This window comes from Roseateles sp. FW301-B2 (assembly GCF_058788955.1).
In genome coordinates, this window is sequence record NZ_JBYTBE010000006.1 from 40633 (window position 1) to 64879 (window position 24247).

Sequence of the window (24247 nt, forward strand, 5' to 3'; positions counted from 1 at the left end):
ATGGCGGCAGCGATCGGTTTTGAATCACCCGATCAGCCCGAGGTGATCGCGCTGATCGCCGAGCTCGATGCCTACCAGGACCGGCTCTATCCGCCGGAGAGCCGCCATGTGCTGGACCTGGCCGCGCTGCGGCAGGCGAACGTGCTGTTCGCGGTGGCGCGCGATGCCGCCGGGCGGGCCGTCGGCTGCGGCGCGGTGGTGCTGGGCGCCGCTTATGGCGAGCTCAAGCGCATGTTCGTGAGCCCGGCCTGCCGTGGCCAGGGCCTGGCGCGGCGCTTGCTGGCCGCGCTCGAGGCGGCCGCGCTGGCACGCGGCTGCGCCCTGCTCAAGCTCGAAACCGGGCCCTTCCAGCCCGAGGCGCTGGCCTTCTACGCGGCGCTGGGCTACACGCGCCGCGGCCCGTTTGGCAGCTACCGCGACGACCCGCTGAGCGTGTTCATGCAGAAGCGGCTGTCGTGATGAGCGTTGGCGGGGGCGGCGCTGGCTGATCGATGCCGCTGCCAGGCGGCTTCCAGCTCGGCCTGGCGGCGCCGGCTCACCGGGTGCTGGCTGCCGTCGCGCATCAGCACCGTCAGCGCCGCGCCGGGCGCGCGCGTCAGGCCCTGCACCGCGGCCAGATTGACCAGCACGGTGCGGTGGATGCGCACAAAAGCGCTGCCGGGCATGGGCGCCAGCAGGGCCTCGGTGTCGGCCATGGTGCTGCGCAGCAGGTGGCGCCGGCCGCGCACGCACAGCTCCACATAGTTGCCCGCCGCCAGCACCGCCTCCACCTCGGGCCAGGCCAGGCGTTCGCCCGGGCTCTGCGGCAGCTCGATCAAGGCCGGCGCTGCGGCGGCCGGCAGCGGCGCCGGTGCGGGCGGGCCGCGCCAATGCAGGATCAGCGCATAGGCCAGCGTCGCCACCGGCCAGGTGGAGAGGGCGGCGAAGCTGTCGCGCAGCGCGGTGCCGGCGTCAAAGCCCAGCAGCAGGCATTCCAGCCCGAGGCGGCCGGCCCAGGCCAGCGCGGCCAGCGTCGCTGCCCAGGCCCACAGGGCGCCGCGCCGGGCCGGGCGCCAGCCGCGCCGCGCCAGCACCCAGGCCGCCACCCAGGGCAGGCTGACGGCCGCCGCCCAGGGCAGGGCGCAATGGCCCCAGTCCAGCCGGCTGCCATGCAGCAGGCGGCTGGCGGCACAGTAGAGCGCGGTGGCGGCGAACAGGACCAAGGCCACCGGCCATACCCGGCCGCGCAGCAGCAAGGCGTACAGCCGCGTGTCGATCCACGGGGTCTCAAGCGAGATGGCAGGGGATGCGTTGTGCATGGCCGCGCATGGTAAGCCAGGCCGCGCGCCCAGCCATTCGCCATTCGTCCCAGGGCCCAGCCGCTCGTCCCAGCGCCCCGGCGCTGGTCACAAGCCTCGTCACGCGGGCCGCCGTGCACCCTAGGCTGGGGGCCTTCAATTCGGGAGGCGAGCGTGGGCAAGGTGATGGTGGAGTTGCAGGTGAATGGCGCGCCGCTGCGCGGCGAGGTGGATGCAGGGATTCCGCTGCTGTGGTTTCTGCGCGATGTGGGCGGGCTCAGGGGCAGCAAGTTCGGCTGCGGCGCCGGCCTTTGCGGCGCCTGCACGGTGCATATCGACGGCGCCGCGGCGCGCGCCTGCCAGGTGCCGGTGGGGGCGCTGCGGGGCCAGCAGGTCAGCACCATCGAGGGGCTGGCGGCACAGGCCCTCGAGCATCCGCTGCTGCGCAGCTGGGAGCGCCATCAGGTCGCCCAGTGCGGCTATTGCCAGACCGGCCAGATCATGAGTGCCGCCGCCCTGCTGGCGCAGGGGCGCCCGATCAGCGAGGCCGATGTGATCGCCGCCATGGAGGGCAATCTGTGCCGCTGCGGCAGCTACCTGCGCATACGCCGGGCGGTGCTGGACGCGGCGGCCGAGCTGGGCCTGCTGGCGCCGGGCACGGCGCGGCCGGGGCCCGGCCCGCTGACGCAGGAGGCGGCGCCATGAGCGGCCTGAGCCGCCGCGACCTGCTGCGCGGCACTATCCTGCTGGGGCTCTCGGCCAGCGGCACCCTGCTGTGGCGCAGCGGCCATGCCGACGAGACGGCGCCCGGCCCGCTGCTGCATCCGCTGCTGCTGATCGACCCGGTGCAGGGCCTGCTCCTGCGCATCGCCCGTTCCGAGATGGGCCAGGGGGTCGCCAGCGGCCTGGCCCAGCTGCTGGCCTGGGAGCTGGACCTGCCCTGGGCGCAGCTGCGCATCGAGCATGCCGACATCCCCGCCGCCATCAAGCGCCAGGGCACCAGCGCCAGCGACAGCCTGCACAGCCAGTTCCTGGTCTACCGCCAGGCCGGTGCACTGCTGCGCCAGGCCTTGCTGGAGGCCGCGGGCCACCATTGGGCCCTGCCGCCCGCGGCCCTGCGCTGCGCCGGTGGTGCCGTGCATGGCCCGGCCGGCGCGCTGGACTATCGGCAGCTGTGGGCGCAGCTGCGTGAGCCGCAGATCGCCGCGCCGCCGCTGCGCCCCGGCCTGCCGCCGCTGGGTGCGGTGCTGCCGCGCCTGGACATGGCCGAGAAGCTGCGCGGCCGCGCCGTCTACGGCGTCGATGCCGCGGCCGCGCACAGCCAGGCCCTGGCCTTCTGGATCCCGCCGCATGGCTACAGCGTCGTGCGCGTGCAGCGCGCGCCGGCCGGGGTGCGCCTGCTGGCCGGCCCGACGGCAGTGGCGGTGCTGGCGGACGATACCTGGTCGGCCTGGCAGGCGCGCGACGCGCTGCGCGTGCAACTGCGCCGCAGCGACCCGGCGCCCAACGACAACGCCGCGCTGCAGCGCGCCTTTGCGGCGCGCTGGCGGCGCTCTCTGTTCGAGCAGCAGCGCGCCGGCGCCGACTGGCCCGCGCCCGATCCGGCGCGCAGCATCAGCCTGCAATTTCAAATGCCCTTCTTGGCCCATGCCACGCTGGAGCCGCCGGCGGCGGTGTGGCGCGGCGCTAGTGCCGAGGCCTGGCTGGCCACGCAAAGCCCGGCCGGCGCGCGGCGCAGCCTGCAGCGCCTGCTGGGCGGCAAGGCCGAGGACTATGGCCTGCGCAAATGCTGGCTGGGTGGCGGCTTCGGCCGCAAGCAGTACCACGACGCGCTGGAGCGCCTGATCCAGGCTTGGCGCGAGGCCGGCCGCCCGGCGCAGGACTGGCATGCGCTCTACAGCCGCGCGGACGAGTTCGCCAGCGATCCGGTGCGGCCCGCCAGCGAACACCGCCTGTTCGCCCAGCTGGCCCCCGACGGTACGATCGCGGCCTGGCGCCACCAGGCCGTGGCGGCGGCGGTGCTGCCCTGGTACGGCAGCGATCAGCAGCTGCCGCCCGACCAGGACTATCTATCCCACGCCGGCCTCGCCATGCAGGCCTACCGCGTGGCGGCGCTGCATACCGAGAGCGGCGGCGTGCGCACGGCCATCCCCTGCGGCATCTGGCGCGGCATCGGCCATGTGGCCAACTGCCTGGTGCAGGAGCAGGGTATCGACGCGCTGGCCGTGCGCGCCGGCGCCGACCCGGCGCGCTTTCGCCTGGGCCTCTTGCAGGCCCCGCGCATGCGCCGCGTGCTCGAGGCGGTGCTGGCGGCGGGCGATTGGCAATGGCCGCCGCGCCCCGGCCGGGCCCAGGGCCTGGCCGTCTTCCAGGAGCAGGACGAGGAGCGTGGCGCGCCCTATGGCGTGTTTGTCGCGCACCTGGTGAGCCTGGCGCGCGGCCCCCACGGTTGGGGCATAGAGCGGGTGGACGTGGCGGTGGACTGCGGCCTGGTGGTGGCACCCGACCAGGTGCGCGCGCAGTTCGGGGGCGGGGTGGCCTGGGCGCTCTCGGGCATGCTGGCCGAGCTGCGCTATGTGGACGGCCGGCCGCAGGCGCGCAACTTCGACGCCTACCCCCTGCTGCGCCACAGCGAGATGCCCGCGGTGCACGTGCACCTGCGCCCCGGCGCCGAGCATCCCAGCGGCGCGGGCGAGAAGGGTGTGCCCTCGCTGGCGCCGGCGCTGCTGAATGCCTGGGCCGCCGCCGGCGGAGGGCGCGTCACCCGCCTGCCCTGGGCCCAGCTGCCCGCCCTGCTGCGGGGCCGTGCCGAGCCGTCGCAAGCCCAGCGGGGGAATTCGTGAAGCAAGCCCTTCTACTATTTTTTGGAGCATGCCTGATGAGCAGCAACGCCTTGGCCCAGGGCCACGAACTGGACGCCGTGCGCGTGCCCCTGCAGAACTATCTGCGCGCCCACGAGAGCGGCGAGGCCGACTGGATGCGCAAGGCCTTTGCCGCCGATGCCCGCATCGTCGGCCAACTCAATGGCCAGCCGATTGCATGGAGCGTGGAGCAATACGCCGCCCGCTTCGGCGGCAAGCCCGCCGCCGACGAGGCGCAGCGCCGGCGCAGCGTTGAAATCCTCGACCTCAGCGGCGATGCCGCGCTGGCCAAGGTGGTGCTGGACTATCCGACCATGCGCTTTGTGGACCATATGGCCCTGCTCAAGATCGCCGGCGAGTGGAAGATCGTCAGCAAGACCTTCCATGCGCAGCCGCAGGCCGCCGCCGCACCCTGAGGGCGCGCGCTCTTAGAAGCTCTCCCAGTCATGCTCGGTGCCAGCACTGGGCGTGGGTGCCGGTGCGGGGCGAGGCGCGGCCGGCTTGGCCGAGGCTGGCGGCCTGGGCGCGGCCGGCTTGATGCCGGCAGCCGCCTTGGGCGCTGGCTTTTTCGCCATCGGGGACGGCGCGGCGTAGCTGGGGGCACGCGGCGCGGCCGCCGCGCTCTCGCCACCGCTGAGCTTGAAGCTGCTCACCAGCCCGGCCAGCTTGACGGCCTGGTCCTTCAGCGACTCGGCGGCTGCGGCGCTTTCTTCCACCAGGGCGGCGTTCTGCTGCGTCATCTGGTCCAGCTGCACCACCGCGCCGTTCACCGAGCCGATGCCCTCGCTCTGCTCGACGGTGCTGGCCGAGATCTCGCCGATGATGTCGCTGACGCGACCGACGCTGGCGACGATCTCCTCCATCGTGGTGCCGGCGTCCTGCACCAGGCGCGCGCCGGCCTCCACGCGTTCCACGCTGGCGCCGATCAGGGTCTTGATCTCCTTGGCCGCCTCGGCACTGCGCTGGGCCAGCGAACGCACCTCGCTGGCCACCACCGCGAAGCCGCGGCCCTGCTCGCCGGCACGCGCAGCTTCCACCGCCGCATTGAGGGCGAGGATATTGGTCTGGAAGGCGATGCCGTCGATCACGCCGATGATGTCGCCGATCTTCTTCGAGCTGCTGTTGATCTCGTCCATGGTGCTCACCACCTGACCCACCACCTGGCCGCCGCGCTGCGCCACCTGGGCGGCGCTGCTGGCGAGCTGGTTGGCGGTGGCGGCGCTCTCGGCGCTCTGGCGCACCGTGCCGGTGAGCTGGCTCATCGAGCTGGCGGCCTGCTGCAGATTGGAGGCGGTCTGCTCGGTGCGCTGGCTCAGGTCGGTGTTGCCGGTGGCGATCTCGGCGCTGGCGGTCTGGATGCTGTCGGTGCTGCGGCGCACCTCGGCCACCACCTTGTTGAGCGAATCCTTCATCTGGCCGAGGGCGCGCTGCACATCGCCGATCTCGTCCTTGCGGTCGGAGGCGATGCTGGCGCTCAGGTCGCCGCGGCCGATCTGCTCGGCCTGCACCACCAGCTCGTGCAGCGGCGCCGAAATGGTCTTGATCAGGTAGCGAGTGACGAAGGCCAGCACCAGCACGATCAGGCCCATCACCGCGGCCACGCTCCAGACCGTGCGCATGCGCTCGGCGCCCGCGGCATCGCGCAGCTCGTCGGACTTGGCGTTCTCGAGCTTGACGAAGTCCTGCTGCGCGCCGAGGTAGCTGGCGATGGCCGGGCGCACGTTCTGCTCCAGCGCCTGCTTGGCGCCCTCGGCATTGCCCTCGCTCTTGAGCTTGGTGGCCGCCGCGCGCGCGGCGATATAGCTCTTGCGCGTGTCGGCGATGCGCGCCATCGCGGCCTTCTCGTCGGGCTCGGTGGCGATGCCTTCGAGCTCCTTCTGCAGCTCGGAGATGCGCGCGGTGGTGGCCTCGATGTCACTCTTGAGCGCGTCCGCCGCGCTGCTGTCGCTGGCCGCCAGCGAGGCGAGCGCGCGCCCGGCATTCGCCTCGGTCATGCCGCGCCAGCTCAGCGCCAGCTCGAACTTGCGCTGCTGCTGCTCCTGGGTCTGTTTGGCGATGGCCTGCAGATGGCGCGTGCGCGTGGCGGCAACCGTGGTCATCAGCACCATGAACACGGCCATCACCATGACCGGAATCCAGAGCTTGGTGGAGATCGAGAGTGACTTCATCATCGCGGCTTGTCTCGGTTTTTGTTGCGGAGCGTGGCGTGGCACCACCATACGGCAATTTCGGCCGGAACTGCACCGACTTGAGGCGCGCAACTGCTGTTAGGCTGCGAGGGTCGCCCCCGCCAGCAGCGCTTTTCCCATGAGCTTTCTCGCCATCGACATCGGCAATACCCGCCTCAAATGGGCCGTCTATGCCTCGCCCCAGCCCGGGGCGGTGCTGCTGGCCCATGGCGCGGTGTTCCTGGAGAACATCGACCAGTTGGCCGAGGCCGAATGGAAAGACCTGACCCCGCCGCACAGCATGCTGGGCTGCAATGTGGCCGGCGACGCGGTGCGCCGGCGCGTCGAGGAGCAGCTCGAGCTGTGGGATCTGGAACCGCGCTGGGTGGTCTCGAGCGCCCATGCCGGCGGCGTCACCAATGGCTATGACTATCCCGGCCGCCTCGGGGCGGACCGCTTCGTGGCCCTGATCGGGGCACGCTCGCATGTGCTGCAGCGCGGCGGCGACCGCGCCGCCCTGGTGGTGATGGTGGGCACGGCGGTGACGGTGGACGCGCTGGACGCCGGCGGCCATTTCCTCGGCGGGCTGATCCTGCCCGGCCACGGCATCATGCTGCGCGCGCTCGAGGGCGGCACCGCCGGCCTGCGCGTGCCCACCGGCGAGGTGCGCGAATTCCCCACCAACACCTCGGACGCGCTCACAAGCGGCGGCACCTATGCCATCACCGGCGCGATCGAACGCATGCACCGGCATCTGGCCAAGCGCGCCGGCCACCAGCCCTATACCTTCATGACCGGCGGCGCCGGCTGGAAGGTCGCGCCTACGCTGGAGATTGCGCATGAGCTGCTCGAGCCGCTGATCTTCGACGGCATGCTGGCGCTGCAGTCACATCGGCTGGCGCTGTGATCATGGGTTGCGCACGCGCTCGCTGAGTTCCTGCAGCGAGCGCACGCCGAGGCTTTTGTAGAGCTTGCGCGTGTGGTCGGCCACCGTGCTGGGCGCCACCGCCAGCCGCCTGGCCACCTCGGGTTGCGAGCAGCCCTGCAGCAGCAGGCGGCACACCGAGGTCTGGCCATGCGAGAGCGGCAGCGCCAGCAGGCGGCGCTCCAACGCCAGGCTGGCGGGCTCCAGCCGGGTGATCTGCACCTGCAGCCAGCCGGCATCGTCTTGCGCCAGGGCGTGCAGGCGCAGCGCCCGGAAGCGATAGCGGCCGCTGGCGCTGGCGTGCAGGATGTCGGCCTCGTCCCGCCCCTGCAGGGCTTGCCGCAGGCGCATCAGCGCCGCATGTTCGGCGCCCGTCGACCTGCCGAAGCTGCCGGCTGCCAGGCCATCGCCGGCCAGCAGCAGCAGGCGCATGGCCCCGGCACTGGCGTGGCGCAGCCGCCCCTCGTCGTCCAGCAGCAGGGTTTCGATCGGCTCGGCGCTGGGCACCCATTCGTCCTTGCACGCGTCTTTTCCATCGTCATGGCGCAGCAGCAGCCTAGCCAGATAGGGCAGGGCCGCGGGCAGCAGGGCTTCCTCCTCGGCGCTGAAACAGGGCTCGCCGGGCCCGCGGTACAGCACCAGCGAGCCCAGCGGCAGGCCCTCGGGCGCGCGCACGATCGCCTCGACCCGGTACTTGAGACCCTGGGGGCGCCAGATCTCCCAGTACAGGGCGGAGTTGAAGAAAGCCTTGGTATTGAGCTCGCCGGCGCTGTGGATGGTGGCGGCGCCGCGCAAGGCGCTGGCAAAGGGCAGCATGACCTCGGCCTCGCGCCGATTGTGAAACTCGTCGAAGTACAGGCGCGCAATGCGCTCATCCACTGGACCCTCGATGTAGTAATGCGTCAGCCTCCCCTGTGCATCGCACCAGTCGAACAGATTGCGCTGCGAGGGGATCAGCTCGTGCAGGGTCTGCAGATAGGCCGGCAGCAACTGCTGTGCCGGCAGCGCCAGCGCCGCCAGATCGCGCAGCTTGTGGAGGACGCGGCTGTGCTTGATGCTCTTCATGCCGCGCAGGCTAGCGGCTAGCGCCCGCCGCCGTATCCTCAACTCTGATGACGGGCGGGCGGCCGCCATGCCCTGCGGTCATGGGGTATCGCTGCGCTGGTCGTCCTCGCCGCAGGGGACAGGGACGCTCCACCAGGGCGGCAGGCTGACACCATCGCCACCTCAGCTCCGGGGAGGCTTCTCATCATGTCCCGTCATCACCCATCATCACGCGCTGCGCGGCCGGCGCATCTGCGCCTGCGTCACCTGATCCTCCTGCTCGGTCTGGCGGGGCCATGGGTACAGGCGGCGGTGACGGTGACGGGGCCGTATTGGCTGGACCCATGGGACCCGGCGCCGCTAAACGGAGCCAATCTGTTGAAGCCTGACAGCAAGCTCTGGCTTGGAACAGGAGGTGATGGGAGCTTCGAGGCCCTGGCTGGCTCGCATGTGCGGCTGGCGATGCTGTCGATGGGCCAGAACGGCAGCACCGTCACCGGCCTGCTGAGCGGTGTGGGTACCGCGATGGCGCTCTATGGCGACGGCAACAGCAACCGATTCCTGCTGGGTAACAGCGGCATTGGCCGCTTCACCGTAGCGGATGGCGCCCTGCTCGACGGTCGTGCCGTGGGCTGGCAGTGCTTGGTCGGAAATCAGTGGTGCAACAACTCGATTGGCAATGAGGCGGGCTCCAGCGGTCACCTAATCGTGACCGGTAGCGGTAGCGAGGTGCGGCTGCAGAACCACCTGACCATGGGCGGCCTAAGCATGGGCCCCGGCTACGGCACACCAGGCGCCAGCAGCAGCGGCCGCATCGATCTGCTGAATGGCGGCGTGCTGCGCACCGACGGACTTTACGGTGGTGTTCCCAACTACGACGCCGCGATGGCGACTGGCGCCGAGCAAAGCCGTGCCTTTATCAACGTAGTGGGCGCAGGCTCTTTGCTCGAGGTTAGCGGGCTCGTCTTGTTTGATGGCCGCGCCGAGGCGGTGCTGGCGAATGGCCCCAAGGCGAGCGCCGAACTTAGCGTTGGCAATGGCGGGCGCTTCGTGGTTGGCGGCCCCGGCGCGTCCAGCGCCTTTGTGGCAATAGGCCAGAACGGCGGTCAGGCGACGGCCGCGATCAACGGCGGCAGTCAATTGCTGCTGGCGGCGCCCTACGCCAATCTGTTGCTGGGCCAAGGCACTAGTGGTCTGGGCGAATTGACGCTGAACGCCAGCGAGGTGCAGGTGAATGCACCGCTGGGCTGGTCGCTGCGCGTTGGCAGCGATGGCGCTACGGGACGGCTGAGCTTCGAGCAAGGCGCTCGCTGGATTGCGACTGCCAGCGAGAACTATGTGAACCTTGGCTACCAGGGTGTCGGCGAGTTGCGCGTCGCGTCGGGCTCGAAATTCACCGCCAGCCACATGGAGATCGGCTCTGGCGGTACTGGCCGGGGCACCGTAGTGATTGACGGCGCTGGCAGCGTGTTGACACTGAATCACCCTAACGGACACCGCCTGTCGTTGGGCGACTGGGGCACTGGCGCGCTGACGGTCAGTGGTGGCGCCCTGCTTGACGCCAAGGCTGACGAAGCCGCCTGTGCTGGCCATTGGTGCGTGGCCATGGTCGGGCATGCCGCCGGCAGCGATGCCTTGTTCACGGTGATGGGTGCGGGCTCCGAGGCGCGGTTCTTTGAGTTGCAGGTCGGCGGTATCCAGATTGCCGTGCAGCAGCGGGATGGCTGGTCCATCGGCACGCCCGGCGGCGTGACAAGCGCGCGCGTCGAGGTGCTGAACGGCGGCCTGCTGCAGACCGAGCGCGTCAATGTGGGCGGCTGGGCCTCGCCCTCGGGCACCGGCGGCGAGCGCAGCTTCTCCAGCCTGGTGGTCGACGGCCCGGGCTCGACCTGGCGCGTGAACGGCAGCGCGTTGGCGAATCAGGATGCCTTCGTCAGCAGTGGCACCCATCCCGGCGGACAGGCCGATTGGCAGATCCGCAATGGCGGGCAATTGCTGATTGAGGCGCCCGCGGGCCGCCAGGCCCATCTGCGCCTGGCCCATGGCGGCGGGCACAGCGAGATGCTGGTCAGCGGAGGCGCTTCGCAGCTGCGCGTGGCCGGCGTCGAGGCCAGCATCAATGTGGGTGAGAGTGGCGGATTCGGGCGCTTGCGCGTGGCCGATGCCGCCCTGGTCAAGATCATTGGCGACAACTACAGCTATCTGAACGTCGCTCAGGGGGCAGGGTCTAGTGGGGTGCTGGAACTGCTCAACGGTGGGCGGCTCGAAGGTGGCCGCAACGTCAATATCGGTGCGGGTGGCGCGGGCACGGCCCTGATCGACGGCGTCGGCAGCCTGCTCACCACCGACCGCAATGGGAGCTTCGTGGGTCAGCTCAATGTCGGGCAGCAGGGCAGCGGCAGCCTCACGGTGCGCAACGGCGGCCTGGCCTCGGCCTTCTCGTTGCAGATCGGCAATGGCTATGGCAGCGACGGCGGCAGCGTGCTGATCGATGGCGTGGGCTCGCGCATCGAGACCGACGCCCTTGACTGGCACCGGCTGGCGATCAGCAACGGCTCGCTGACCGTCTCCGGCGGCGCCGTGCTCGACGCCACCATCAATGCGGCGGCCTGCAACGGCCACTGGTGCGGCACCTTCCTGGCCAACAACGCCGGCGACCATGCGGTGTTCACCATCACCGGCGCCGGCTCGCGCGCCAGCTTCCTCAGCGGCTTCAATGTCGGCATGGCCTATGTGACGGCGCCGCCCGGCACGGCCTGGACCCTCGGCCGGCCCGGCGCGACCAGCACCGTGCAGCTGAACGTGCTGAACGGTGGCCGGCTCGAGACCGAGGGGGCGCGGATCGGGCAGGGCCCCAGCGGACCGGCCGCCACCGGGGCCGAGGGCGTGCAGGCGGTGGTCAAGCTGTCCGGCGCCGGCTCGATCTGGGATGTACGCGGCGGCCCCGGCGATGGCGGCCAGGCCAACTTCTTCACCGGTACCGGCGGCGGTGCCAACACGCAGAGCGACATCCAGGTGCGCGACGGCGCGCAACTGCGCCTGCATGCCGACAGCAGCCATGCGGCCTGGATCCAGCTGGGCATCGAGGGCGGCATGCACAACCTGCTGGTCAGCGGGCCCGGTGCGGCCGTCGTCTACAGCGACAACAACAACGCCGGCCTGTGGATCGGCCGCAATGGCGCGATCGCCGGCGTCAAGCTGATGAACGGCGGCCAGATCCAGGGCGTCAACCGGGTGCAGGTTGGCAACACCGGTGCCACCGGCTCGCTGCTGGTCGACGGCGTCGGCAGTGCGATCAGCTATGGCAGCAGCTTTGCTGACCTCTACGTGGGCCGGCAGGGTGGCTTCGGCTCGGCCCAGGTGCTGCACGGCGGTCGCGTCGACCTGCAGGGCAATGCCTTCACGCGGCTGTATGTCGGCGACGGTTCGGGTGCCGACGGCGCCTCGGGCACGCTGCGCATCGACGGCGCCGGCAGCACCTTGGCGCTGCAGAGTCCAGCCTTCGCCGCCGGCTCGGGTTGGGCCAATCCGACTGGCCAGATCGGTTGGGGCGGCAGCGGTTCGGTCCAGATCGTCAACGGCGGCCAACTGACGCTGCTGGGGCAAGGTGACTCGGCGCCGAATGCGATCAGCAGCACACGGCTGACCATCGGGCAGGCGATCAATGGTGTGACCGGCAGCGGCAATGTCGTCGTCAGCGGGACCGGCTCGCTGCTGAGCGTCGCCGGCGTCGATCCGATCACCTATGTCGGGCGTAGCGGCGGCTTCGGCACCCTGTCGGTCAACAACGGCGGCGAGATCCGCTCGACGCTGCTGAACGTTGGCGCCGACGGCGCGACCGGCAATCTCAACGTCAATGGCGGCACGCTGAATCTCAGCGGCCAATGGGTCAGCGCGCCCTATGGCTCGATCCTCTCGCTGGGTTACGGCAACGGCTCGCTGGGCTCGGCCTTTTTCGGCAACGGCGCGCAGGTCAACATCACGAATATGGGCTCGGCCGGCGCGGGCTTGCTGCTCGGCGGCATCAACCAGTCCCCCAAGGGCAGCGGCACGCTGCAGGTGCTGAACAACTCGCATGTCACGATCAGCGGCCAGCCGGGCATGAACGCCGTCGTCGTCGGCCTGGGCGGCAGCGGCATGGCCACCTTCGACGGCGGATCCAGCCTGACGATCGCGCAGGGCGACGTCGTCGTCGGCCAGAACGCCTCGGCCGTCGGCACGCTGCGCTTGCTGGGCGGCTCGACGCTGACGGCCGACTATGTGGGCGTTGGCAGTACCCGCAAGGGCGACGGCGGCCTCGGTACGCTGATCGTCAACGACAGCGTGCTGTCCGCAACGACGCTGGAGGTCGGAGCCAAGGGCTACGTCGGCGGCAACGGCACGATCATCGCGGACGTGATCAACCGCGGCATCTTCAGCCCCGGCAACTCGCCCGGCACGCTGACCCTCAGTGGCAGCTTCGTCAACCAGGCCGGCGGGCGGCTGGTGCTGGAGGTCGAGTCCGACGGGCAGGGCGGTTTCGTCACCGACCATCTCATCTTCGGCGGGGCCGGCGCGCCCGATCTCGGCAGCCTGCAGATCAGCTTCCACTTCCTCGGCACGACCGATCCCAATGCCTTCCAGGCCAGCGGCGGCTTCAGGATCGGCAGCTTCATGCAGCAGCAAGGTGGCGCGGCGCTGGACCCGCAATTGTTCGGCGGGGTCACGTTCAGCGCCAGGGCCGACGCTTACACGATCAGCAACTTCACGTTCGACGCCGGTAGCGGCGCCTTGTTCTCGGCGCAACCGGTGCCTGAGCCGGCCACCTGGGGCATGTTGCTTCTCGGCCTGGCCTTCATGGCGCGCCGTCTGCCTCGGCCAACGCGGCGCTGAGCGTCGCGGTCAGCCAGGACTCCTCGGTCGCAGCGCCCTCGGCCACCCATGCATCGATCTGCCCCATGGCATGGCGTGCGTGCAGGGCCTGCATGACCTCGGCGCGTGCGAACTGTTTGACGCGATCCCTGCAGATCTCGCTGCGGCCATGGAAGGTATCGGAGGCGCCGACGAGGCGGGCCGCCAGTGCACCCTCGCTGCGCTGCGCGAGCAGCCAGGCGTAGATGTCGGCGGACGCGAGGAAGATGCCGCATCGCTGCGCCAACGCTATGCTTTGCGCGCAGGCCCGGGTGGCGTCGTCGATGCGGGCCTGGCCCAGCCTGGCGGCCCCTAATCCGATCAATGCCTTTGCAAGGATGAGCGTTTGCGTGCGTTGCGGTCGCGTGCGCTCGGCGAGCGACTCGAATTGCTCGCTGGCCTGCGCATACTGGCGCATCTGTAGCAGCAAGCCGGCTCTGTCCGACAGGATGGTGAGTTCGTAGCGCAGGATGGACGCCGCGCTGGCCAGTTCGTGCGCCTGGGCAAAGGTGCTGAGCGATTCCTCATGCAGCCCGGTGGCGGCATAGAGCAGGGCCTGTACGCGCAGGCGCCGCATGCGGTCGGCCAGCGGCCAGTTCGCACCCTCCATGCTGCGCGCCTCGCGCAAGGCGTCTTCGGCGCCGGCGAGGTCACCACAAGCCAGTAGGGCCTCGGCGCGCATGCGCAGGCAGGCGTGAATATGGCGGCCATTGCCGGCGGCGCGGAACATGGCCTCGGCGCGCGCCAAGGCCTGTATGCATTTCGAGGTGGGGAGGCGGCCATCGCTGCCGCCGCGCCCCAGCCATTGCCAGAAGCGCGCGGCGATGTCCGTCGGCGTGTCGGCGTTGACGAAGGGCTCGACCTCCAGCAGGCGCTGCATGCCCTCACGGGCCAGACCCGCGAGCACCATCACCATGGTGGCTGACGAGGCGGCGAGTGCTATTGCAAGTTGACGATCGCCATCCGGCCCCATCGCCCAGCCGAAGGCGGCGCGCGTATTGTTCACCTCCGCCAGCGACCATTCGGTGTCGCGCTGTCTGGCCGCCAGTTCCAGCACCGCCCGCGTGGCCTCGGCATGGCGGCGCAGCCATAGATCGGTCTCGCCGGCCTCGGCGAGCTTTTCCATCGCATAGGCGCGCGTGGTCTCCAGCAAGCGGTAACGCGGCCGTTCGCCGGGGTCGACCAGCACCAGCGACTTGTCGATCAGGGCACTCAGCACATCGAGCCAGGCCCAGTGATCGCGTCCGTCGTAGGCGCAGCTCAGCTGCACGCCTTCGATGGAAAAACCGTCCACGAAGACCGCCAGGCGACGGAACAGTTTCTGTTCTTCCGCGTCGAGCAACTGGTGGCTCCAGTCCAGCGCGGCGCGCAAGGTCTGATGCCGCCTGAGCGGTACGCGCGCGCCGCCGCTGAGCACGCGCAGGCTTTCGCCCAGCCGGTCGAGTATGCCCTGCACGCCCAGTGCGGGCATGCGTGCCGCCGCCAGTTCGATGGCCAGCGCGATGCCATCGAGTGCACGGCAGATGTCGATCACGGCGCCGACATTGCGCTCATCCAGTGCGAAGCTGCGGTCGAGCGCGCGCGCGCGTTCGACAAACAGCTGCACGGCGCCGTAATCGCCGGCGTGCGCCTGCGCCTCGCGCTCCGGTACCGCCAGCGCGTCCAGCCGGTAGACGCATTCCTCGGGCACATGCAGCCGCTCCTGGCTGGTGCACAGGATCACCAGCCCGGGCGCGTTGGCAAGCAGGCGCATGGCCAGCATGCCGACGCCGTCCAGCAGGTGCTCGCAGTTGTCCAGCACCAGCAGGGCGGCGCGCTGGCTCAACGCATCCACCAGATCGTCGATGGTGACGGCCCGGTTCATCGGCGCCAGGCCCAGTGCCTGCGCCAGCAGCGGCGTGATGAGGGCGGGGTCCTGGACCGCGGCCAGCTCGACCATCCAGACGCCATGCGCGTAGCGGCTCCGCAGGCGATGCGCGAGCGCCTGCGCCAGCCTGGTCTTGCCGATGCCGCTGGCGCCGGTGATCGTGACCAGCCGCTCCCTGTCCAGCAGCGCCGTCACGGCCTCCAGTGCCTCGCTGCGGCCATAGATCTCGGGAATGTGGTCGGGCACATTGCCGTCGCGGCGCTCTCCGCCGTCGCCGCGACGGCGCCGCGGCGAGGGCTCGGCCGGCTGATCTGCCGCCGCGGTGAAGCGGTAACCCCGGCCCGGTACCGTGGCGATCACCGCGGGACCCAGCAATTTGCGCAGGGCGTGTATCTGCACCTGCAGATTGTTTTCCTCGACGACGCTGTGAGGCCAGACCAGATCGAGCAGCTCATGCTTGCTCACCACGCGCTCATGGCGTTCGGCCAGGGCCAGCAGCAGGTCGTAGGCCCGTGCGCCGACTGGCACCTCCTGATCGTGCACAAGGAGGCGCCGCTCCTGCGGGCGCAGCTCGAAGTCCTGGTACTTCAACAATGCCGTGGGCATGCGACATGATGCCGCATCAGGGGCTCAGGCGCAGGCTCTTGAAGGCGCGGAAATAGGGGTCATCACGGGTGGTGGCGCGAGCCTAGCCCCGGCATGCCCGGTGCGCGATGCCTCCGAGCACGAAGTCCATGGACAGGGACCCTTCCTGCGCGATATGCAAGTGGATGGCAGCGTTGCCATCGTCCGGATTAATAACGTTTAAGGCAGCGCCAAAGCATTTAAAGCGGGGGATGCCCACAGTGGAGTCACTGCCTCGACCACGGGGCAGTGACTCCACATCGTGTCGAATGCAAAGGCCCACTCACCATGCAGTACCCCAGTCCCCATGCGCCGGGCAGCAACCGTGCCGAGCAGCTGCTTGCCGGCCTGCCCAATCCCCTGATGGTTCTTCACGCCGACCGGCGGCTCGTGTTCGGCAATCATGGGGCCGAGCGGCTGTTTGCCGACGGATTCGCTAGCAAGGTCTCGCAACGTCTGATGAGCGTCGGCCAGCTCAATGCGTGCCGGCTGGAAGGCCTGCTGCGCCTGGCCTGCGGCGATACGCCGGCAAGGGCCGGCCTGTGGTTCTCGCCCGGCCTGCGTACCGGCTGGCTGAGCCTGTCGCCGCTGCGGGCCGGCATGGCGAGCGGTGAATGGCCTGAGGGCGCGCTGCTGCTGATGGTGCATCTGGACCAGCCGGATCTGGCGCAGGGCGCGCGCATCGACGCGCTGTGCCAGCAATGCCGGCTCACCCATACCGAGCGCTATGTGTTGATGCTGCTGGCCGACGGCCAGGGCGTGGAGGCGGCGGCCCAGCAACTGGGGCTGAAGGTCAGCACGCTGCGCACCCATGTCAGAAACCTGCTTGGCAAGACCCAGGCCCCCTGCTTGATGCAGTTGCTGCGCTGGCTGGGAAGCGCCGCGCCGCTGTTGCATTGACTGCAAGCCCTCCCAAAAGAAGTAAGGCCGCTCGGTGGGAGCCGAGCGGCCTTCTTGCCGTTGAGCCGGTGGGCGGCGGCGCCGCGTCACTTGCCGGCTTGCAGCGCGGCGAGGTCCGCACTGGCTGGCTGGGCCTTGTCGGCAGGCTTGCGAGTGAGGGCTGCGGTGGCCAGCTGACGCGTGGCCGGCCGCAGGTCGAGGTAGCCATTGACGCCGATCTCGGCGTGCATGGCCGCCAGTTCGCCGCTCTCGCGGGCCTGCTGGAGTTCGGCGATGACCTCGGCGCGTGTCTTGGCCGGGGTCAGGTCTTGCGCCTGTGCCAAGCCGGCAAGCAGCAGCGCGGTGCTAAGGGCGATCAAGTGCTTCATGATGACTCCTTGCTGCATGCCCTGTGGGTCGGGTGTGCGGCCCGCGGCGCCAGGGCTGCCGCCGCGGGCGCAGGGCCTTGTCAGTCCTTGGATGCGAGGCGTTGCCCGGTGATCACGGCGACGCGCTGATCGGCCGGCAGCTCATCCTCTTGCCTGAACACGACGCGGAAGGCGTAGTGCTGGTTGGCTTGCTGGTCGCTGGCGCAAGCCACGCCGCGAACGGCGCGGCGCATCGGGGCGCGCATTTCCCGGGGCCCGCCCTTGGTCTGCACGGCCGCCACCTCCGCGCCCTTGAGCTGGAAGTGCACCTCCATTTCACCGCTGGCGCCATGGCGGTAGACGGCGCCGGCCAGCGAGTCTTGCAGCGAGGCGCTGATGTCGGGGCAGGCGCGGATGACATCCACGCGTGGCTCCGGCACGCTGGTGCCATGCAGTTCCACCGGTTGCAGGCGGGTGTCGGCACGTTCTTGCGCCGAGGCGGTGAGGGTCATCAATGCCGGGATGCTCAGGCACAGCAGGCTCGGCAGGACTCGAGTCGAAAACGTCTTCATGATGTGCTCCCAGGTGTTTCGTTGCGAGCGGCCGGATGGCCGCCCTGGGTGAAAGCTAGTGGGCGGACCGCAGCGCGGCAACGCCGACGTCCCGGGAGCTCGGCAATTCTGTGGGTTAGCGCACCATGGCTGTGCAAAGGCTCAGGGCGAGCCCCGCTCGCGCCGCTCCTCGCGCAGCGCCGCCACCTCCTCGCGCAGGCCGCGCAACTGCGCGTGCAGGTCGCGCATGATGTCCTGCTCCATGCGCCGCTCCGAGGTCTCGACCCACATCGCGGCGATCGCGGCGGTCACGAGCGAGAGCACCGCATAGCCCAGCAGCACCACGAACACGGCGAAGATCTTGGCCGCTGGGGTGGTGGGCACGATGTCGCCGTAGCCCACGGTGGCGGCGGTGGTGAAGGCCAGCCAGAGCCCGTCGCCGAGGCTGCGGGCATGCGGCTCCAGGGCCCAGAAGCCGACGCCGCAAAAGCCCAGCACCAGCAGCGAGAGCGCCAGCAGATAGATGAGGCTGCCGCGCGAGACCCAGGACTTGACGGCCCAGACCATGCGCACCAGGGTCAGCAGGGCCACCAGCAGGCGTTCGGCCAGGGCCCAGCTGTGTTCGGCGCTGGGCGGCAGCAGGGCCGCGCCGAGCAGGCAGGCGATCAGCACCAGGTCCAGCGCATTGCTGCGCAGATACTGGCGCGGATGGCTGACCATGCGGGCCACGCGCCACAGCGACAGGGCCGAGATGCTGGCCGAGCCGAGGTAGATGCCGATCGCCAGCGGCGTCGGCAGGTTCTCTAGCAGCTCGATGTAGAAGGCCGGGATGGTGGCGATCAGCGCCAGCAGCACCGGCCAGCGCCAGAAACGTTCGACCCTGGTGGCGGCAGGATTCAGGGCCGAGGGCCGCGCCAGCCCCCAGCTGCGCGTGCTCATGCGATGTGGCATGGCGCGAGCTTAGGGGCTGGTGCGCCGGGCGGCGTTGACTCTGGTCAAGCGCCGACCGGGCGGGCCGTCACAGGATGAAGCGGCTCAGGTCCTCATCCTTGGCCAGTTCGCCCAGCTTGGCGTCCACCGCGGCGCCGTCCAGGGTGATGCTCTGGCCGCCCAGATTGGGGGCGTCGAAGCTGATCTCGTCGAGCAGGCGCTCCATCACGGTGGCGAGGCGGCGCGCGCCGATGTTCTCGGTGCGCTCGTTCACCTCGAAGGCGATCTGCGCCAGCCGGCGGATGCCGTCGGCGCTGAGGGTCAGCGTCACGCCCTCGGTGGCCAGCAGGGCCTGGTACTGCTTCACCAGGCTGGCATGGGTGCTGGAGAGGATGGCCTCGAAGTCCTGCACCGACAGCGAGCCCAGCTCCACGCGGATCGGGAAGCGGCCCTGCAGCTCGGGGATCAGGTCGCTGGGCTTGCTGAGGTGGAAGGCGCCCGAGGCGATGAAGAGCATGTGGTCGGTCTTCACCAGGCCGTACTTGGTGCTCACCGTCGTGCCCTCCACCAGCGGCAGCAGGTCGCGCTGCACGCCCTGGCGCGAGACATCGGCGCCGCCATGCTCGGCGCGGCTGGCAACCTTGTCGATCTCGTCGATGAAGACGATGCCGTTCTCCTGCGCGTTGCGCAGTGCCGCGGTCTTGATCTCGTCCTCGTTGAGCAGCTTGGCGGCTTCCTCCTCCACCAGTAGCTGCATCGCCTCGGCGATCTTGAGCTTGCGGGCCTTGCGCCTGCCCGCGCCCATCTGCGAGAACAGGCCCTTCAATTGCTCGGCCATGTCCTCCATGCCAGGCATATTGGCCGGGCCGAGGATTTCCATGGTGGGCTTGGGCTCGAGCAACTCGATCTCGATTTCCTTGTCGGCCATCGTGCCCTCGCGCAGGCGCTTGCGCATCAGCTGGCGGGTGGGGTTCTCGGCATCGTGTCCACCTGGAGGAGGCGGCACCAGGATGTCCAGCACGCGCTCCTCGGCGGCATCTTCGGCGCGCGTGCGCTGGCGGCGCATGGCGTGCTCGCGCTCCTGCTTGATCGCCATGTCGACCAGGTCGCGCACGATCGAGTCCACGTCCTTGCCCACATAGCCCACCTCGGTGAACTTGGTGGCCTCGACCTTGATGAAGGGCGCATCGGCCAGCTTGGCGAGGCGGCGCGCGATCTCGGTCTTGCCCACGCCGGTGGGGCCGATCATGAGGATGTTCTTGGGCGTGATCTCGCCGCGCAGCTTTTCATCCACCTGCTGGCGGCGCCAGCGGTTGCGCATCGCGATCGCCACGGCGCGCTTGGCGGCCTGCTGGCCGACGATGTGGCGATCGAGTTCGGAGACGATCTCCTGGGGGGTCATGCTGCTCATTCCAGGGTCTCTATGGTGTGGTTGCCATTGGTGTAGATGCAGATCTCGCCGGCGATCACCAGCGACTGCTTGACGATCTCGGCGGCCGAGAGCTGGCTGTGGTTGAGCAGCGCCTTGGCGGCGGCCTGGGCATAGGCGCCGCCCGAACCGATCGCCACGATGCCCTGCTCGGGCTCCAGCACATCGCCGTTGCCGGTGATGATCAGCGAGGCCTCGCGGTCGGCCACCGCCAGCATCGCCTCGAGACGGCGCAGCACGCGGTCGGTGCGCCAGTCGCGCGTCAGCTCGACGGCGGCGCGCACCAGATTGCCCTGGTGCTTTTCGAGCTTGGCCTCGAAGCGCTCGAACAGGGTGAAGGCATCGGCGGTGGCGCCGGCAAAACCGGCCAGCACCTGCTCGCGGTAGAGCTTGCGCACCTTGCGCGCGCTCGCCTTGACGACGATGGTGCCCAGGGTCACCTGGCCGTCACCGCCGATCGCGACCTGCATGCCCTGGGGCGTTTGCCGGCGCACGCTGACGATGGTGGTGCCGTGGTAGCTGGGGAAGGAAGAAGATGATGAAGAGTCCATAGGGGCTCCAGATGGGGGCGCGGGCCGCAGCTTCAACCAAGCATGCGGCCCGCGGCTTGATTCGGATGTCGGGAGCTTAAACCTGGCGCACCTTGATGCGGGCGTGCTCGTTGATGCCCATCGCGCCGAAGAACATCGCCACCAGACGGTGGGTCTCGCTGAAGATCACCGCGCGGTTCTCGCTGCGGCGCGCCAGCACCCAGTTCAGCAGGTCGCCCGCGGCCATGAAGTCCAGGCGGATCAGCTTGGGGCAGGCGATGTTGATGATGGTGGCGGCACCGAGCTGCTCCGTCATCAGCTGCAGGGTTTCGCTGATGTCGCCGCTCAGCTGGCCCGAGAGCTCGAGCTGCACCGCGCCATCGAGCTGGGTCTGGTCGGTGATGCTGGTCTCCATGAAGGAGCTGCTTGCCTCGCCGGGCTGCATGGTGGTGCTGGCGGGCGCGCTGGTGGAGAGGCTGTTGCCGCTCACCCGCACGCTGCACCGGACGCGCTCCCAGGAGGGCGGCGAGACCTCGTAGGTCACGCAGTAATCGATCGCGGCCTCATCGAACTGGTCGGGCCGGTTGACCACCCGCAGCGCTTCCAGGCGCAGCATCCAGAACGCCGGATCGACGTCGCGCACGCCCACCGGCGCCTGCTCCTTGAGGCGCAGCAGGAAGTTGTCGCCCGCCAGCCAGCGGATGTCCAGCGGCTGGCCGGCCCAGGCGCGGAACAGCTCGCGCAGCTTGGCGCAGGCTTCGGCGTCGATCTGGTTGAGCTTGGTCCAGTCCAGCACCCAGGGCATGGGCTGCACCTCGCAGCGCGAGCGCAGCTGCGCCACCGCCTCGAGGTCCAGGTACTCGGGCGCGGCCCAGGTCACGCCGCCGGCCTGGCCATGCGGCACACGCTCGCTGCGCGCCGCCTCGGCCACCAGCTTGGGCAGGGAGAAATACTGTGGGGCCGAGAGCCCGAACTGGTGGGCGTAGTCGCCCGCCAGGCCCTCGAACTTGCTCTGCTGGCCGGTGGCGCGGTAGAGGTCGAACAGCGCCAGCCAGGTCTCGGCATGCAGATTGCGTTGCCCGCCGGGGCGGGTCAGCTCCAGCAGGCCGCGTTCGCAGCTTTCGTAATCGGCATTCGCAAAGGCGATCACCGCCTCGTCGAGCTCGGCGTCGTGCACGAACTCGTTTACCTCGACGGCCGGCTGGTTGGCCGCCCTGAAGCTCAGCGGCGGCTCGGGCAGGTCCAGCGGCGGCAGGATGCTGGGCTTGCCGTCCGACAGCGGCGACATGCCCGCGCCCATCACCACGGCCGCGGGCGGCGGGGCGATCTCCAGGCGCTCGATCTCCTCGGGCGGGGCGTACTCGGCCACGCGCGCCGCCAGCTCCTGTTGGGCCGCCTCGGTGGGGGCGAAATGCGCGGGGCGCGTGCTGGTGTCGAAGAAGCCGGGCGCGTGCTGGCTCTGCTGGCGTTCGGTGGGGGCGAAGTTCTCGCCCACCATCTGCTGCTCGATCTGGTCGATCTTGGCCTTCACGCCCAGGTCGATCTTGGAGTTGATCTCGCTGTTGCGGACGATCTCGTCGATGCTCGAGGACGAGCCGCCCAGCGCCGCCAGCTGTTCGGCGGTGAGGCCCTCGCGGCGGATGCGGCGCAGCATGTCGAGCTCGCGCTTGCGCACGAAGTCGTTGCGGCGCTTGCGCTCCACCATGGCGCGCAGTTCGGCCTTGGCGGCATCGCCCTCGGGGTCGTCCTGGCGCGAATTGATCTCGGCCCAATCCGTGGTCGGATTGGCCACGAAGCGCGCCACTTTGCGGAAGAAGCTTTCGCCGTCCTTCGGTTCAGTCATGCGCGTGCGTCGGCTGGCGGGGGTTCAGGAACGGAGCCCCAGGGCTCAATCGCCAAACATCTTCTGCTTGAGCTCGCGACGCTGCTGGGCTTCCAGCGAGAGCGTGGCGGTGGGGCGGGCGATCAGGCGGCCGAGGCCGATGGGCTCGCCGGTCTCGTCGCAATAGCCATAGTCGCCGGTGTCCAGGCGGGCCAGCGACTGCATGATCTTCTTCAGCAGCTTGCGCTCGCGGTCACGCGTGCGCAGTTCCAGTGCGTGCTCTTCCTCGATGGTGGCGCGGTCGGCCGGGTCGGGGACGATGGAGGTGTCTTCGCGCAGGTGCTCGGTGGTCTCGCCGGCATTCGAGAGCACGCCGTCCTTCAGCTCGGTGAGCTTGGCGCGGAAGAACTCGATCTGCTTGTCGTTCATGTACTCGCTCTCGGGCATGGCGAGCACTTCGGCATCGGTCAGTTCATGGCCGGCCTTGGTCTTCCAGGCGTTGACGAGCTTGGGGTCGGCCTTGGCCGGCGTACGGGGAGATTCAATCACGGGACTACTCATTTGGCGCGTTGGCGGCTTCGGGGGAGCAAAACGGTCTGCAAATCGGTTGCTGCCAGGCGTTGGTGCGGCGACTTCCAGGGTGGCCACTGCGGCGGAGTCTTCGTGCGCGTCAGCCTTGGGCTTGCTCGCAGTCTTTCCAGCCTTGGCAGCGGGGCGACCCTCGGCGGCGGCCTTGGCCGTCGTCGGGGTGGGTTTTGGGGCCGGTGTCTTGCTCACGTTCACACTCCTCTTTGGCAGTTATACCTGCTCTGTAGGGTCAGTTCGCAACGGGTTGACGCCTGCTGGCCAGCATGCGCCGCTTCTTGGGCGCCGCGGATTGTAGCCAGCTTGCGCCAAGCCCTCGTTTGTCCAATTTGTCACCGAGTGTGGCACTAAGCCAGACAGCCTTCCAGTCCCTGCATAAGGATGTCCTTGGGCAGGTCGATGCCGATGAAGACCATCTTGCTCTGCTTCTTCTCGCCGGGCATCCACTTGGGGCCCAGGTCCGAGCCCATCAGCTGGTGCACGCCCTGGAAGATCACCTTCTTGTCGGTGCCCTTCATGTTCAGCACGCCCTTGTAGCGCAGCATCTTGGGGCCGTAGACCTGCACGATGGCGCCCAGGAACTCCTCCAGCTTGGCGGGGTTGAAGGCGCGGTCGGAGCGGAACACGAAGGACTTCACGTCGTCATCGTGCACATGGTGATGCGGGTGGTCGCAATGCTCGCCATGCTCATGGTCGTGATCATGGTGGTGGTGATGGTCGTGCTCCTCGGCCTTGAGGAAATCGGGGTCAATGTCCAGCTTGGCGTTGAGGTTGAAGCCGCGCAGGTCGAACACCTTGGCAATCGGCACCTCACCGAAATGCACGCGCTCCTGCGGTGCGCGCGGGTTCATGTGCTTGATGCGGTGGCTCAAGGCGTCCACGCTGGCCTCGTCCACCAGATCGCTCTTGCTGATGAAGATCTGGTCGGCGAAGCCGATCTGGCGGCGCGCTTCCTGGCGCGTGTCGAGCTGCTGCTCGGCATGCTTGGCGTCCACCAGGGTGAGGATGGAGTCGAGCAGAAAGCTCTCGGCAATCTCGTCGTCCATGAAGAAGGTCTGCGCCACCGGGCCGGGGTCGGCCAGGCCGGTGGTCTCGATCACCACGCGGTCGAAATCCAGCTCGCCGCGGCGCTTCTTGGTGGCCAGGTCCGAGAGGGTGGTGCGCAGGTCTTCGCGGATGGTGCAGCAGACGCAGCCATTGCTCATCTGGATGATCTGCTCCTGGGTCTCGGCCACCAGGATCTCGGTATCGACGTTCTCCTCGCCGAACTCGTTCTCGATCACGGCGATCTTCTGGCCATGGGCCTCCGACAGCACGCGCTTGAGGAGGGTGGTCTTGCCCGAGCCGAGGAAGCCGGTGAGGATGGTGGCGGGAATCAGACCCTGGGATGCGGATGACATGGTGTTCTCTACAGCTGAAGCAAACGAGCCCCACAGATGAGGGCGGCTGACTGTCTTTCAAGCGGGCTGCAATGTCAATCGGTTATTCTGTGCGTCC

19 protein-coding genes are annotated in these 24247 nt (G+C 69.2%); 7 read left to right on the forward strand and 12 right to left on the reverse strand.

Features of this window, described 5'->3' with window-relative positions; all coding sequences use genetic code 11:
* Complete coding sequence (locus tag AC3WQY_RS06130; protein ID WP_492706695.1) at positions 1 to 459, forward strand: GNAT family N-acetyltransferase; 459 nt, start codon at positions 1 to 3, stop codon at positions 457 to 459.
* On the opposite strand, the gene AC3WQY_RS06135 is transcribed toward AC3WQY_RS06130, so the two are convergent.
* Positions 411 to 1298 carry a LytTR family DNA-binding domain-containing protein gene (locus tag AC3WQY_RS06135; protein WP_492706697.1) on the reverse strand — a complete coding sequence of 296 codons (888 nt, stop codon included), beginning with the start codon at positions 1296 to 1298 and terminating at the stop codon, positions 411 to 413. The genes AC3WQY_RS06130 and AC3WQY_RS06135 overlap by 49 nt on opposite strands.
* Positions 1299 to 1451: 153 nt before the next feature.
* On the opposite strand from AC3WQY_RS06135, the gene AC3WQY_RS06140 reads away from it, so the two are divergent.
* From AC3WQY_RS06140 to AC3WQY_RS06150, 3 genes are read left to right on the forward strand one after another with little or no spacing between them, the layout of a single operon-like run.
* Complete coding sequence (locus tag AC3WQY_RS06140; RefSeq protein WP_492706699.1) at positions 1452 to 1982, forward strand: (2Fe-2S)-binding protein; 531 nt, start codon at positions 1452 to 1454, stop codon at positions 1980 to 1982.
* Entirely contained in the window at positions 1979 to 4120 is a 2142-nt protein-coding gene (locus AC3WQY_RS06145) for a molybdopterin cofactor-binding domain-containing protein (protein ID WP_492706701.1), read from the forward strand. The genes AC3WQY_RS06140 and AC3WQY_RS06145 overlap by 4 nt, the downstream gene beginning before the upstream one ends.
* A 35-nt stretch (positions 4121 to 4155) precedes the next feature.
* Entirely contained in the window at positions 4156 to 4554 is a 399-nt protein-coding gene (locus AC3WQY_RS06150; protein WP_285233824.1) for a nuclear transport factor 2 family protein, read from the forward strand.
* 12 nt (positions 4555 to 4566) lie between these two features.
* Here the strand turns inward: AC3WQY_RS06150 and AC3WQY_RS06155 are convergent, their stop codons facing one another.
* On the reverse strand, positions 4567 to 6306 hold the full coding sequence (locus tag AC3WQY_RS06155; RefSeq protein ID WP_492706888.1) for a methyl-accepting chemotaxis protein: 1740 nt from the start codon (positions 6304 to 6306) through the stop codon (positions 4567 to 4569).
* A gap of 139 nt (positions 6307 to 6445) precedes the next feature.
* On the opposite strand from AC3WQY_RS06155, the gene AC3WQY_RS06160 reads away from it, so the two are divergent.
* Positions 6446 to 7213, forward strand: a complete 768-nt coding sequence (locus tag AC3WQY_RS06160) for a type III pantothenate kinase (protein ID WP_492706704.1) — start codon at positions 6446 to 6448, stop codon at positions 7211 to 7213.
* On the opposite strand, the gene AC3WQY_RS06165 is transcribed toward AC3WQY_RS06160, so the two are convergent.
* Positions 7214 to 8296, reverse strand: coding sequence for a helix-turn-helix transcriptional regulator (locus AC3WQY_RS06165; protein WP_492706706.1), 1083 nt, complete (start codon positions 8294 to 8296; stop codon positions 7214 to 7216).
* Positions 8297 to 8653: 357 nt separating this feature from the next.
* On the opposite strand from AC3WQY_RS06165, the gene AC3WQY_RS06170 reads away from it, so the two are divergent.
* Positions 8654 to 13147 (forward strand): beta strand repeat-containing protein, encoded by a 4494-nt coding sequence (locus tag AC3WQY_RS06170; RefSeq protein ID WP_492706708.1) that lies wholly within the window; start codon positions 8654 to 8656, stop codon positions 13145 to 13147.
* Here AC3WQY_RS06170 and AC3WQY_RS06175 read toward each other — a convergent pair.
* A complete protein-coding gene (locus AC3WQY_RS06175) occupies positions 13110 to 15638 on the reverse strand; it encodes an ATP-binding protein (protein WP_492706710.1) in 2529 nt (842 codons plus the stop codon). The genes AC3WQY_RS06170 and AC3WQY_RS06175 overlap by 38 nt on opposite strands.
* A gap of 306 nt (positions 15639 to 15944) precedes the next feature.
* On the opposite strand from AC3WQY_RS06175, the gene AC3WQY_RS06180 reads away from it, so the two are divergent.
* Positions 15945 to 16556: a helix-turn-helix transcriptional regulator gene (locus tag AC3WQY_RS06180; protein ID WP_492706712.1), complete on the forward strand. Its 612-nt coding sequence runs from the start codon at positions 15945 to 15947 to the stop codon at positions 16554 to 16556.
* An 86-nt stretch (positions 16557 to 16642) separates the two neighbouring features.
* Here AC3WQY_RS06180 and AC3WQY_RS06185 read toward each other — a convergent pair whose 3' ends face one another.
* The 8 genes from AC3WQY_RS06185 to AC3WQY_RS06220 all read right to left on the reverse strand — a co-directional run bounded on the left by AC3WQY_RS06185 (position 16643) and on the right by AC3WQY_RS06220 (position 24150).
* Positions 16643 to 16924, reverse strand: coding sequence for a DUF4148 domain-containing protein (locus AC3WQY_RS06185; protein ID WP_492706714.1), 282 nt, complete (start codon positions 16922 to 16924; stop codon positions 16643 to 16645).
* A gap of 80 nt (positions 16925 to 17004) precedes the next feature.
* Positions 17005 to 17475: a hypothetical protein gene (locus tag AC3WQY_RS06190; RefSeq protein ID WP_492706716.1), complete on the reverse strand. Its 471-nt coding sequence runs from the start codon at positions 17473 to 17475 to the stop codon at positions 17005 to 17007.
* A 141-nt stretch (positions 17476 to 17616) separates the two neighbouring features.
* Positions 17617 to 18405, reverse strand: a complete 789-nt coding sequence (locus AC3WQY_RS06195) for a potassium channel family protein (protein ID WP_492706718.1) — start codon at positions 18403 to 18405, stop codon at positions 17617 to 17619.
* 67 nt (positions 18406 to 18472) lie between these two features.
* A complete protein-coding gene (hslU, locus tag AC3WQY_RS06200) occupies positions 18473 to 19786 on the reverse strand; it encodes an ATP-dependent protease ATPase subunit HslU (RefSeq protein WP_492706890.1) in 1314 nt (437 codons plus the stop codon).
* Between the two features lie 5 nt (positions 19787 to 19791).
* Positions 19792 to 20364: an ATP-dependent protease subunit HslV gene (gene hslV, locus AC3WQY_RS06205; protein WP_285233818.1), complete on the reverse strand. Its 573-nt coding sequence runs from the start codon at positions 20362 to 20364 to the stop codon at positions 19792 to 19794.
* Between the two features lie 76 nt (positions 20365 to 20440).
* Entirely contained in the window at positions 20441 to 22186 is a 1746-nt protein-coding gene (locus AC3WQY_RS06210) for a hypothetical protein (RefSeq protein ID WP_285233817.1), read from the reverse strand.
* 45 nt (positions 22187 to 22231) lie between these two features.
* Positions 22232 to 22948, reverse strand: a complete 717-nt coding sequence (gene dksA / locus AC3WQY_RS06215; protein WP_285233816.1) for an RNA polymerase-binding protein DksA — start codon at positions 22946 to 22948, stop codon at positions 22232 to 22234.
* Positions 22949 to 23097: 149 nt separating this feature from the next.
* The gene (locus AC3WQY_RS06220; RefSeq protein ID WP_285233815.1) at positions 23098 to 24150 is read right to left on the reverse strand and encodes a CobW family GTP-binding protein; all 1053 of its coding nucleotides are present in this window, start codon (positions 24148 to 24150) and stop codon (positions 23098 to 23100) included.
* Positions 24151 to 24247: the final 97 nt, after the last annotated feature.

Excerpts from the sequence above, each read along its gene's own strand:
- AC3WQY_RS06145 (WP_492706701.1), top strand. The coding sequence starts at position 1,979 with ATGAGCGGCCTGAGCCGCCGCGACCTGCTGCGCGGCACTATCCTGCTG.
- AC3WQY_RS06185 (WP_492706714.1), bottom strand. The coding sequence starts at position 16,924 with ATGAAGCACTTGATCGCCCTTAGCACCGCGCTGCTGCTTGCCGGCTTG.
- AC3WQY_RS06180 (WP_492706712.1), top strand. The coding sequence starts at position 15,945 with ATGCAGTACCCCAGTCCCCATGCGCCGGGCAGCAACCGTGCCGAGCAG.
- hslV (WP_285233818.1), bottom strand. The coding sequence starts at position 20,364 with ATGGACTCTTCATCATCTTCTTCCTTCCCCAGCTACCACGGCACCACC.
- AC3WQY_RS06195 (WP_492706718.1), bottom strand. The coding sequence starts at position 18,405 with ATGCCACATCGCATGAGCACGCGCAGCTGGGGGCTGGCGCGGCCCTCG.
- AC3WQY_RS06220 (WP_285233815.1), bottom strand. The coding sequence starts at position 24,150 with ATGTCATCCGCATCCCAGGGTCTGATTCCCGCCACCATCCTCACCGGC.
- AC3WQY_RS06155 (WP_492706888.1), bottom strand. The coding sequence starts at position 6,306 with ATGAAGTCACTCTCGATCTCCACCAAGCTCTGGATTCCGGTCATGGTG.
- AC3WQY_RS06210 (WP_285233817.1), bottom strand. The coding sequence starts at position 22,186 with ATGACTGAACCGAAGGACGGCGAAAGCTTCTTCCGCAAAGTGGCGCGC.
- hslU (WP_492706890.1), bottom strand. The coding sequence starts at position 19,786 with ATGACCCCCCAGGAGATCGTCTCCGAACTCGATCGCCACATCGTCGGC.
- AC3WQY_RS06135 (WP_492706697.1), bottom strand. The coding sequence starts at position 1,298 with ATGCACAACGCATCCCCTGCCATCTCGCTTGAGACCCCGTGGATCGAC.
- AC3WQY_RS06165 (WP_492706706.1), bottom strand. The coding sequence starts at position 8,296 with ATGAAGAGCATCAAGCACAGCCGCGTCCTCCACAAGCTGCGCGATCTG.
- AC3WQY_RS06190 (WP_492706716.1), bottom strand. The coding sequence starts at position 17,475 with ATGAAGACGTTTTCGACTCGAGTCCTGCCGAGCCTGCTGTGCCTGAGC.
- AC3WQY_RS06130 (WP_492706695.1), top strand. The coding sequence starts at position 1 with ATGGCGGCAGCGATCGGTTTTGAATCACCCGATCAGCCCGAGGTGATC.
- AC3WQY_RS06160 (WP_492706704.1), top strand. The coding sequence starts at position 6,446 with ATGAGCTTTCTCGCCATCGACATCGGCAATACCCGCCTCAAATGGGCC.
- AC3WQY_RS06150 (WP_285233824.1), top strand. The coding sequence starts at position 4,156 with ATGAGCAGCAACGCCTTGGCCCAGGGCCACGAACTGGACGCCGTGCGC.
- AC3WQY_RS06175 (WP_492706710.1), bottom strand. The coding sequence starts at position 15,638 with ATGCCCACGGCATTGTTGAAGTACCAGGACTTCGAGCTGCGCCCGCAG.